This is a genomic window from Mucilaginibacter sp. PAMB04168 (assembly GCF_039634365.2).
In the GTDB taxonomy this organism is placed as follows: domain Bacteria; phylum Bacteroidota; class Bacteroidia; order Sphingobacteriales; family Sphingobacteriaceae; genus Mucilaginibacter.
In genome coordinates, this window is record NZ_CP155079.2 from 1,491,439 (window position 1) to 1,503,438 (window position 12,000).

At 43.9% G+C, this 12,000-nt stretch carries 7 protein-coding genes; 6 read left to right on the plus strand and 1 reads right to left on the minus strand.

The window, feature by feature from the left end; all coding sequences use genetic code 11:
• Positions 1–106: 106 nt before the first annotated feature.
• The gene (locus ABDD94_RS06455; RefSeq protein ID WP_345955146.1) at positions 107–676 is read left to right on the plus strand and encodes a hypothetical protein; all 570 of its coding nucleotides are present in this window, start codon (positions 107–109) and stop codon (positions 674–676) included.
• Here the strand turns inward: ABDD94_RS06455 and ABDD94_RS06460 are convergent.
• Positions 673–1,026 (minus strand): phosphoribosylpyrophosphate synthetase, encoded by a 354-nt coding sequence (locus ABDD94_RS06460; RefSeq protein ID WP_345948351.1) that lies wholly within the window; start codon positions 1,024–1,026, stop codon positions 673–675. The two genes, ABDD94_RS06455 and ABDD94_RS06460, sit on opposite strands and share 4 nt — an antisense overlap.
• 345 nt (positions 1,027–1,371) lie before the next feature.
• On the opposite strand from ABDD94_RS06460, the gene ABDD94_RS06465 reads away from it, so the two are divergent.
• The 5 genes from ABDD94_RS06465 (at position 1,372) to guaB (ending at position 11,847) form a co-directional block, all read left to right on the plus strand.
• Positions 1,372–3,756 (plus strand): ABC transporter permease, encoded by a 2,385-nt coding sequence (locus ABDD94_RS06465; RefSeq protein ID WP_345955147.1) that lies wholly within the window; start codon positions 1,372–1,374, stop codon positions 3,754–3,756.
• A gap of 131 nt (positions 3,757–3,887) precedes the next feature.
• Complete coding sequence (locus ABDD94_RS06470; protein ID WP_345955148.1) at positions 3,888–5,570, plus strand: M1 family metallopeptidase; 1,683 nt, start codon at positions 3,888–3,890, stop codon at positions 5,568–5,570.
• Between the two features lie 189 nt (positions 5,571–5,759).
• Entirely contained in the window at positions 5,760–8,507 is a 2,748-nt protein-coding gene (locus ABDD94_RS06475) for a M14 family metallopeptidase (RefSeq protein ID WP_345955149.1), read from the plus strand.
• 225 nt (positions 8,508–8,732) lie between these two features.
• Positions 8,733–9,830: an SDR family NAD(P)-dependent oxidoreductase gene (locus ABDD94_RS06480; RefSeq protein WP_345955150.1), complete on the plus strand. Its 1,098-nt coding sequence runs from the start codon at positions 8,733–8,735 to the stop codon at positions 9,828–9,830.
• A gap of 547 nt (positions 9,831–10,377) precedes the next feature.
• On the plus strand, positions 10,378–11,847 hold the full coding sequence (gene guaB, locus ABDD94_RS06485) for an IMP dehydrogenase (RefSeq protein ID WP_345948346.1): 1,470 nt from the start codon (positions 10,378–10,380) through the stop codon (positions 11,845–11,847).
• Positions 11,848–12,000: the final 153 nt, after the last annotated feature.

Sequence of the window (12,000 nt, forward strand, 5' to 3'; positions counted from 1 at the left end):
CCTGTGTAATAGGATTGTTAGATAGCATATTGCCGAAAACGTTGCAATACGCCACAAGATATTTAAACCGAAAAGTTTATAGATTTACATAGCTCTAAACCTATACATGACAGACCAACAAACATTACTGAAGCTGTTATCGGCCCGAACGGCCAGTAATTGGGTAAACAAATTAGCTAAAGAGTTAGAAACGGAAGGCTTTATATTTACCGATTTACTTAACTTAACGCTACACCCTGACGGTAAGATAGCTTTTCGTGCGGTGTGGCTGCTGGACACATTAGTAACCGGTAATTTAAGCCGCTATGCGCCGCACTTGGAAATGCTTGTTCAATATGGCGTAAAAGCTAAGCATCATAGCTGCCACAGGCAGTATGCACGCATATATGTGTTTTTAACATCGGGCAAAGCACCCCAGGATGTGAAAATGATGATTGCGGCAACCGATATGGAACCGGTTGTGGAACGATGTTTCGACTGGTTAATAGATAAGAAAGCAAAAGTAGCCGTAAAAGCATTTGCAAGTGAAACACTGTTTAATTTGCACAAGCGGTACGACTGGATTGCCGAAGAGTTGCAAAGCCAGCTACATTATTTAATGCAAAACGGCAGCCCTGCCATACAGGCAAAGGGCCGCCGTTTGCTAAAAGCGTTGCAAAGTAACCGTATGGATTAAGACGCTGTTGGGCGATCTTCGCCGTGCAGTTTATCACTCACCTGGTGGTGGTGCAATTTAGCTTCGATAGCTGATGTGCTGGTGTTACCATAAGTACCGTAAGCATCAACCAATACCCCTTTAAGGTTATGTTTGGCCGATGATATGGCATACACAATGGCCATGTCAGATGGATTGCTGGGACCTTCGAAGCGGTAAAACTCGTCTACTTCAAAGTCATCAGCATGCATATGTATATCTCTTGATTTATCATCTATGGTTTCGCCATCATCTTCAAAGCTCAGATTGGCGTCGTATCCTCTTTGCATCAGGTCGTTAGTGGCATCCACTAAGGTCTCGTAATTTCTCATGGCAGTATCTGTTTAAGTTAAAGCGCAGCCAGTTGAATGCTGCTATAGTTATAACCATTATGCAGGTAAAGTTGTTTTGAGAAAAGTAGCCCTACCTATCATCCGTAAAAGGGAAACCGTTGGTACAGAAATTCTTTAATTTACTCTTGCGTAATAAGTGATGAGTTTTTATTATTAAAATGGCAACATGCTTTAACGTACATTATGTTTGCTACAAAACCGGACGCAAGTGTTCACAATCGTACACTTTAGGTATCTTTAACCAATTGATAATTAAACCTTTGTTTAAGTGGCTTAAATGTAGATGGATTTGAAACAGATACCTTTTATTGACTACCGACCGCTATGAATAGCATAGACTTTAAGATTGCATTTCGTACTTTTTTGAAAGGAAAGACTTTCTATTTCTTAAATATAGCCGGATTAGCTATTGGTTTAGCGGCTTTCATTTTTGTTAGCTTGTATGTAAACAACGAAACAAGTTATGACCAATGGAACAAGAACGTAGATCGCATCTATTTGGTGGAAAGGGAAATGCCCAACGGACCATCGCCTTATACGCCTGGTAAATTAGCAGCAGATATAAAAAGCCAGTGCCCGGAAGTTGAAGAAACCGGCAGAATAAATACCGCTTTGTTTCAGATTCCTTTTTATACTTCATCGGGGAGGTTCCTGATCAAAAAATGGGTGGGTGCAGATTATTCCATTTCCACGATATTGGGTATAAAACCTAAAGGGTTTAAGTTAAATCCTCAAAATCAAAGCCCAACTATTTTACTCTCTAAGGAAACAGCTGCGGTGCTTTTTCCAGGCGATAAAATGGTTCAGAGTAAAACGGTTAACATGATGTCAAGGTCGGGCATGCCCATGCCTGTTGCAGGAGTTGCAGACGATATACCAGGTAACACGAACTTGAAATTTGATTGTATCGGTTTTTCGGCAGATATTACCTCAGGCAAAGATCAAAGCTATGCAACACAAATTTATCAGACCTATTTGCTCGTTAAGCCTCATGCCGATATTGCCGCACTCTCAAAAAAAATTGACCAGATCTATAAAAAGGCTGCGTTAACTGATACCAGCCAGGTAGCCAGAGAAGCAATAAGCCGGTTTAACAGGCCTGCAATATATTTAGATGCTTTAGAAAACCTGCATTTAAAGCCACATTACGGTTCTCATGTTAACAACCAAATTGTCAACAGTCTGGCTGTTCTAGCAGTTATTATACTCATTGTAACTGCTGTTAATTTCACCAACCTTTATGTCTCTCAAGCCGATACACGCTCAAAAGAAGTAGGAATTAAAAAGGTAAATGGTGTGATTAAAAGGCACATAGCCCTGCAGTTTTTGCTGGAAATATTTATTCAATGCCTGGCAGCTTTGTTTATTGCATTCGGGCTGGTGTATATCGGGCTCCCATATTTCAACAGGTTACTACAGGTCGAACTGCTGGTTTCAGGTATTAACTTTTCCATCCTGGTTCGGCTCGTCATTACTTTAATTGCGCTTACCTTATTAGCAGGTGTTTATCCGGCCTGGGTTATGGCCGGTTTTAAACCTGTAGAAGTATTACGGGGCAACCAACTTGCAAAGCAAGGAAAGCTTTCCTGGATACGAAGCGCAGTAACCGTACTTCAGTTCACTATTGCCATTACGTTTATAATTACGCTGGTGGTTATTAATCAGCAGGTAACTTTTATGAAGACTGAAAGCCCAGGATTTACAGTTAAACAGGTGTTATACATTGATAATCTGGCCTTATATAACAACCCTAAAACTTTCGAACCTGTGCGGAATAGGATCAAAGAAATTCCAGGTGTAAAAGAAGTCACTGTAGCAACGAATGTTCCGGGTGGCATATTGCCGGTTACACATGAGTACGCAGTTCAGGGCAAACCCTATGCTTTAAATACTATTGGTGTAGATTACAATTACTTCGAAACCTTAAATATCAAATTAAAAGCCGGACACATTTTTAATTCCCCCATTCCAGGCGATTCTTTAAATGCAGTGATTAACGAATCTGCCGCCAAAGCAATGAATTTAAAGGAACCTGTTGGTGGTAGCATACAGGGTTGCGGAGCTTCATACAAAATAATTGGTATAGTAAAAGATATTAAATCTCAAGGGTTTGAGGAAAGTATTCAGCCTACCGTTTACTTAATGAACGATAACTGCGGATTGTCAAAAACGCAAATTATGATCAGTGCAGAGGCCAATCGGATTCCGGCAATTTTAAAAACCCTGGGTAAAAGATGGGTTGATATCAACAAGCTCGATGGCGACAATTTTAATTATCATTTCCTGGACGAGTTGTACGGACAGCTTTTTGTAAAGCAGGAGCAGTTACAAACCGTGTTGACTTTTTTTTCGGCTTTAGCAGTATTTATTGCCTCTCTTGGCTTCTTCTCATTGGCAGCGCAAGCTATTCGTGTACGTATGAAAGAAACAACTATCAGAAAAGTGCTTGGCGCTAATACACAGCAATTGATAATTAACTTAAGCAAGCCGTTTTTCTACATCGTATTAATGGCCAACTGCATAGCCTGGCCTATTGCCTTTATAGTTGGGCATAGGTGGTTAGAAACATTTGCCTATCGCGTTAGCATGAACATCTCTCCATTTTTAGCCGCGTTGTTCATCTCTATTAGTATAGTACTGGTAACTGTTTGTTTGCAAATCAATCAGGCTGTACGGTTCAATCCGGCTGCCAAGCTGAAATCACAGTAATTTTGATCTGCGTATCAGCTAATAGAAACCGCTTACGAGCTAACTAGCCGTACCGATGTTGATTTTAGATTAGTCGGACTCAAGCAATAAGTGAGTTTCTTGGACTTGCTAATGCGTAAAACCTTACCTTTATGAAAGACCGAAATATCACAAACTACATGCTGAGCCTATTTTCACTTATCAGATTGTCTTTCTTATTACATACTTTGCTTTTTACCGCTTTTTACGCAAACGGTAAAACACAAAATAGCTCCAGTGTGCGTACGGAACTGGTTTTATCAGACACCGTAACAGAACAATCTTGGTGGAATGTAACGCATTACCGGATTGCTGTGACTCCTGATTATCGTCAAAAATCTATTTCCGGAGAAAATCATATTGCTTTTCTGGCAAAACACGCCGGGGCCTCTTTGCAGGTTGACCTACAACAGCCCATGAAAATTACCCGCGTAGTTTGGAATAACAGGGATGTTTTATTTAAAAGAAAAACTGAGGGCGCCTATATAATTATCTTTCCTAAAGTTATTAAAGCAGGGGAAAAGCATACCATAATTATCCAGTTCGAAGGAAAACCTCGGGAGGCTTTGAATCCGCCGGTTGATAACGGTTGGATATGGACTAAAGATGAAAAAGGCAGACCTTGGATCAGTGTAGCCTGTGAAGGATCAGGGGCAAGTATCTGGCTGCCTTGTAAGGATGTCCTGGCTGATGAACCTGATAATGGCATGTCATTCGACATTACCGTGCCAGATACTTTGGTAGCAGTAGCCAACGGGAGGCTTAAAAGGAGAATCAGTAATAACGGAACCGCTACCTATACGTGGGTGGTTAAGAGCCCCATCAACAGCTATAACATCGTTCCGTATGTTGGCCATTATGTAACCTGGCATAAGCAATATGCCGGGCTGAACAAGGTACTTGATTGCGACTTTTGGGTATTAGATTATAATTTAAATAGAGGTAAGGAGCATTTTAAACAGACAGATACGATGCTGCGCGCTTTTGAATACTGGTTAGGGCCTTATCCATTTTACGCCGACAGTTATAAGCTGGTAGAGGCGCCATTGCCCGGAATGGAACATCAAAGCGCAGTTGCTTATGGTAACGGATTTCAGAATGGGTATCGGGGAAAGGACTTCATATCTGGAACGGGCTGGGGGCTGAAATGGGATTTTATGCTGGTTCACGAAAGCGGGCATGAATGGTTTGGAAACAGCATTACAGCGGCCACTTATGGCGATACCTGGATACATGAAGGATTTACTAAATATCTCGAGACTTTGTATACCGACTTTGTGTTTGGCAGGGAGGCTGGAAATGAGTATGCACTTGGTACATGGAAAAGGATAAAAAACGACAGCCCCATTTTAGGAACAAACACATCAGACAAGTATTACAAAGGAAGCGCCATGCTTCATACCATAAGGCAGCTTGTGGGCGATTCCGTTTTTAGAGGCTGGCTACATGAAATAAACCGAAAATTTTATCACCAGGTCATAAATACCGGACAAATCTTAAAGCTTCTTAACGGATATACAAAAAAGGACTTTTCAAAAGTTTTTGCCCAATATTTACAGACAACTAAAATTCCGGTTCTCGAGTATTATTTTCAAGCAGGTAAATTACATTATCGCTGGTGGGGCTGTGTAGATGGTTTTGATATGCCACTTAAGATATCATTCGATCCCTCTAACGTTACAGTTATTAATCCCACAACCGAGTGGCAAACATTGACCGTTACCAATGCTACAGGGCGATTAATGGTCGATCGTAACTTTCTTATTAAAGTAACGGAGGTGACGGCCGGTAACTAAGAGTTAGCTTTAATAAACAAGCACTTAGGTTGAGAAAAACGCTTTTATAGCCCCCTCAAAACGGACGTTGGCAATGAGTTAAAGACTCTTGATAAACTTAACTTTACGCAGGGCTCCCACAAAAAAGTTACATGTAAGCGGTTATCATTTTAAGTACATTAGGAGAGTAAAACTAAAACTCCTTTCCTGATGAAACTAAACTTACTCGGCACTCTCGCCGTCACGGTGTGGCTTACCACGGCTGTGCAGGCGCAAACCGTCCCCTCGCCCAAAGAGCACTTTGGGTTCAACATAGGCGACGATTACCAACTGGCAACTTACACCCAAACAGAAGCCTACTTTAAAAAGCTGTCTGCATCACCCCGTACCAAGCTGGTTGATATTGGCCTAACCGAAGAAGGCCGCCACCAGTGGATGCTGATCGTTTCATCACCCGAAAACATTAAAAACTTAGATAAATACAAAGATATATCGCGCAAACTGGCGCTCAGCGAAAATCTGACCGATGAACAGGCTAAAAGCCTCGCAGCTCAGGGTAAAGCTATTGTTTGGATTGATGGCGGCTTGCATGCTACCGAAACCGTAGGTACACACCAGCTAATTGAAACCGCTTACGAACTCACCAGCCGTACTGATGCAGAAACCATGCGTATATTAAATGATGCGGTTATCCTCCTGGTACATGCCAATCCCGATGGGCAGGAGCTGGTATCGAGCTGGTACATGAGCCAAAAAGACCCGGCCAAGCGTAATATGAACATTCCGCGCCTGTATGAAAAGTATATAGGACATGATAACAACCGCGATTTTTACATGATGAACATGAAAGAATCACAAAATATTACGCGTCAGCAATATTTAGAGTGGTTTCCGCAAATTGTGTACAATCATCACCAAACCGGTCCGGCTGGTTCGGTAGTGGCTGGCCCGCCTTACCGCGATCCATTCAACTACGTGTATGATCCGCTGCTGGTAACCAGTATTGATGCCTTAGGCGCCGCCATGAGTAGCCGTCTAAATGCCGAAAATAAACCCGGTTATACCGAGCGTAACGGCACCTCTTTCTCTACCTGGTGGAACGGCGGCTTGCGCACTACCACTTACTTTCACAATATGGTGGGTTTGCTAACCGAAATTATTGGCAACCCAACCCCGGCCAGCGTGCCCCTGGTGCCCGAGCGTTTAATACCAAGCAGTAATACGCCGTTTCCGGTTACGCCACAGCCGTGGCACTATAAGCAGTCTATAGATTATTCACTGTCGTTAAACTATGCGGTTTTGGGCTATGCCGTGCGCCAGCGCGACCTGTTACTGTACAACATGTATGTAATGGGTAAAAATTCTATTAACCGGGGTAGTAAAGATAATTGGACTTTATCACCCAAACGTGCTGATTCTGTTAATGCAGCCTATCGTAAAGATCAGCCTGCCGGGCAAACTGCCGGTGCGGGTGGCCGCGGGTTTGGCGGCGTGCCGCTTAAATATTATGACCAGGTACTGAAAGACCCAACACTACGTGATCCGCGTGGATATATCATCCCGGCTAACCAGGCCGATTTTCCTACAGCTGTAAAATTCATTAATACGCTGGTGCGTGCGGGTATAGTTATCCAAAAAGCTACTGCCGATTTTAAAGTGAATGGCGTGAGTTATCCGGCTGGCTCTTATATTGTTAAAACAGATCAGCCTTTCCGTCCGCATGTGCTGGATATGTTTGAGCCGCAGGATCACCCTAACGATTTTCAATATCCCGGAGGTCCTCCAATTCGCCCTTATGATAACGCTGGCTGGACACTTGCATTCCAGATGGGCGTTAAATTTGACCGTATGCTGGATGGTTTTGACGGGCCGTTTAAACGCCTGCCTTATGGCCAACTGCAAACACCACCGCTGCATGCCACACCTAACGTAGCCAAAGCCGGTTACCTTATTAGCCCCGAAGTGAATAACGCTTTTACGGCCGTGAATGATTTGCTGAAAGCTGGTGTTGATGTGTACCGCGTACCAACAGCAACCGAAGGTATGGCTGCTGGTGCATTCTACATTCCGGCAAGCGATGCAGCACATAATGCTTTGTCTAAAATAACTAATACTGGTATAAAGGCAGTTATTGCCAACAAGAAACCAAAGGGTGCAGTTAAGGTAAATAAGTTGCGCATTGGCTTGTGGGACACTTACGGCGGTTCTATCCCTTCAGGATGGATACGCTGGTTGCTGGAACAGCAGCACTTTGACTTTGAGCGCGTTTACGCCCAGCAAATTGATGCCGGTGCCCTGAAAAGCAAGTATGATGTATTGGTGTTTGTAGGCGGCGCTATCCCATCGGCAAACCCACGTCAGGGCGGCGGCTTTGGCGAGTTCGGCGGCCGCGCACCTAACCCCGACGAGTTACCAGCCGAATACCGTACGCAAACCGGCCGCATTACGGCCGATAAATCGGTACCGCAGCTGAAAGCCTTTTTAGAGGCAGGTGGCAGCATTGTAACCATTGGCAGCAGCGCCAACCTGGCTTACCACCTGCAATTGCCGGTAAAAAATGCCTTAACCGAAACCGTAAACGGACAAGAAAGGCCTTTGCCTGGCGACAAATTTTACATACCTGGCAGCGTATTACAAGTAACGTATGATACCACCCAGCCTGCTACCTGGGGTATGCCAGCCATTGGCGATGTAATGTTCGATAGTAGTCCGGCATTTAAGGTTGACCCCAATGCAAATGCACAAGGTATCAAGGCTCTGGCCACCTATACAACCGACAAGCCTTTACGCAGCGGCTGGGCATGGGGCCAAAAATACTTGAAAGGTTCAATGGCCGCTTTTGTAGCGCCTTATGGTTCAGGTAAGCTTTATGTATTCGGTCCGGAGATTACTTTCCGTGCGCAGGCACATAGTACATTTAAACTGTTGTTTAACCAGTTGTATGGTACTACAAAATAGGCCATAATCCATACTGTGGAACTATAAAGGGAGGGGGATTGCTAATTGCAATTCCCCTTTTTCTTTTTTACCGGTCACATCAAATTTCAAAACATGCGCTCCAAACTATCCCCTGTTTAATTGGTTAGTATGAAATATTTTTAAGCATCATAGCCGCTCCCCTGTATATATCAGCCCTTATTTAAAAAGCACGTTCAATTGCACTTTAAATAAATACAGAGAAATATGATTGCGCATTTATTAAATAACACAAACGGCTGTCTAAGCAAACTCACGCTAGCTGTTAAACAATCTCAAAAACATCAGCTAAAACAATTTTACATCAGCTTTGCATTTTGCCTGCTTGTGGGGTTTATGCTTACGGGTTGCGCCACCGCTAAATTAGGTTCATCTGGCCAGGCTAAAGTAAAAGGTAAAACCTATGTCATTGTAGGTGCGTCGAGCGGGTTTGGCCGTGGTGTGGCCGAGCAGTTGGGCTCCTATGGTGCCAACGTGGTACTGGCCAGCCGCCGTACCGATCTGCTGGAGGAAGTGGCCGGTAAAGTACGTGCTAATGGCGGTACGGCTATGGTGGTAACAACCGATATTAGCAAACCTGACGACGTACAAAACCTGGCAGCAGCCGTTGTGAAGCAGTATGGCAAAGTTGATGTATGGGTAAACATGTCGGGTGTTGGTGCCATTGGCCGCTTTTGGGAGATACCGCTTGAAGACCAGGCTAAGGTAATTGACGTAAACCTGAAAGGTGTTATTTATGCCAGCTACGCCGCTGTGAAACTGTTTAAAGCGCAGGGGTACGGTACGCTTATTAATATGGGGTCTGTTGAAAGCGAAAGTCCGCTGGCTTATCATGCAACTTATGCGGCAACTAAGGGCGCTATACTGAAATTTGATGAAGCACTAAGCCAGGAATTGCGCCTGAGCGGGTTAAAACAAATCAAGGTAGTTACCGTTGAACCCTGGGCGGTTGATACCCCTTTTTGGGGCCACGCGGCCAATTATAGTGGCGGTACTGCGCGCATGGCTGCTATGGATGGGCCCGAGAAAGTGGTAAATGCGGTCATCCGCGTATCCCTGCGGCCGCGTAAAGAACTGCCCGTTGGCTGGAAAGCCCGCGGTGCCCGTAATTCGCACCGTTTATTTCCGCGTTTTACCGAGTGGCTTTCCGGGAATATCGTACACAAACAACAGTATAAAAAATCCATGCCTAAGGAGGCAACCTCAGGCTCCGTTCATCAGCCTATGTCAACAGGCCGAGGAGTTGAAGATGGCGTGCGTGACCGTATGAAAAAAGAAAACGAAGAGAAAAAGAAACAGCGTTGAAAAACAGAGGAAAAGCCAGAGGCCGAGACAAACTTGGACTTATGATGAATGGTGCTGTATGCTTAGTTACTGAGGTATGTTATATAGTGCAAAATGTCCTAATTTATGCAGGAGTGACTACATAGATTGAACATCAATATTGTTTCATGATCACTATTCATAGTGTTTGCGGCGGTCAAAACGTTTAAAAGTCTCTGAAATAAGTCGGGATTAACTAATATTAATGTGAAGTAAAATTTATTTCTCAAAAAGTTAAAAGTGGCATTTGGTTTGTATTAATAGCATCAGTAATGTGAGTGTGATTTTAAGGTGCAGAGTGAATAAACAGCCATGTTGATACATGGCTGTTTTTTGTTTAGGCAATGTGCAAACCAGCGTTATAAGTTGTGATAGCAAGTTTGATGGTCATAGTTTTAAAAATCTATAATGAACTGATGAGATGCTTGCACATCCAATTGTCATTTCGCTGCGTCGGCAAACAGGCTTATTTGCACATCTGCATATTTAACATTACCTTTGCCCGGCAAATAACAAATAATTATTTGCCATGCAGCTCGACCCCTCCAAATTTGTTGCCGAAGGTTTAACGTATGATGATGTCTTACTTTTACCGGCATATTCTGAAGTTTTACCGCGCGAAGTAGATACCGCCTCGTATCTAACCAAAAAGATTAAGCTAAACATTCCAATTGTTTCGGCCGCTATGGATACGGTTACCGAATCGGCACTGGCTATTGCTATTGCACAGGCAGGAGGTTTAGGTATGCTGCACAAAAATATGAGCATACAGGCCCAGGCCGATGAGGTGCGCAAAGTAAAACGGTCTGAAAGTGGTATGATACAGGACCCGGTAACGCTGGATGAAAATGCCATTGTAGCCGATGCCTTCAAAATTATGCGCGAGTTTCGCATAGGTGGAATTCCGGTTATAGATGCCGACCATAAACTAAAAGGTATTGTTACCAACCGCGATTTGCGTTTTCAGAAAGAAATGAGCAAGCCGGTGCGCGAGGTAATGACCACTGATAACCTGATCACCGCACCCCAGGGTACTACGTTAATGCAGGCAGAGGAAATACTGCAAGATCAAAAAATAGAAAAATTACCGGTTGTAGATGGTGAAGGCCGTTTATGCGGGTTAATTACTTTTAAAGATATCCAGAAATTTAAAAACTACCCTATAGCTTGCAAAGACGAGCATGGCCGGTTAAGGGTAGGAGCTGCTGTGGGCGTAACCGCCGATACTATGGAACGCGTAGATGCCCTGGTGAAAGCCGGTGTTGACGTAATAGCCATTGATACGGCACACGGCCACTCTAAAGGGGTTATTAACCAGTTAAAGCAAGTAAAATCCAAATACCCCGAGTTACAGGTAATAGCCGGCAACATTGCCACCGGCGATGCTGCCAGAGCCCTGGCCGAGGCTGGTGCTGATGCGGTTAAAGTAGGTATTGGTCCGGGTAGTATTTGTACTACGCGTATTATAGCCGGCGTTGGTGTACCCCAATTGTATGCCGTTTACGAATGTGCCAAAGCGCTTGAGGGTACCGGTGTTCCGGTTATTGCCGATGGTGGTATAAAACATACCGGCGATATTGCTAAGGCCATTGCCGCGGGTGCCAGTTCAATAATGGCAGGCTCGCTGTTTGCAGGGGTAGAGGAATCACCTGGCGAAAGCATCATTTACGAAGGCCGTCGCTTTAAATCATACCGGGGTATGGGTTCAATCGAAGCCATGGAATCTGGCTCAAAGGACCGCTATTTTCAGGATGTGGAAGATGATATAAAGAAATTAGTGCCCGAGGGTATTGTTGGCAGGGTGCCGTTTAAAGGTACGCTTGCCGAGGTAGCTTACCAGTTTGTGGGTGGTTTAAAAGCCAGCATGGGTTACTGTGGCGCCAAAGATATTGCTGCGCTGCAAAAGGCACGTTTTGTACGCATTACAGCTGCAGGTATACGTGAGTCGCACCCACACGATATTACCATTACTAAAGAAGCGCCTAACTACACCAGGTAATTATCCTGATAAGCATAAACTGAGCAGGTTATTGTTGCAATATAGCAGCTGATAACCTGCTTTTTTTATTTGCCAATACCTTTTTTTGGCTAAGAGTGTGTTGTTTGTCACAAGTTAGTTACAATTGCTTTTCGCTTCCTTTTGAGTTTTAAT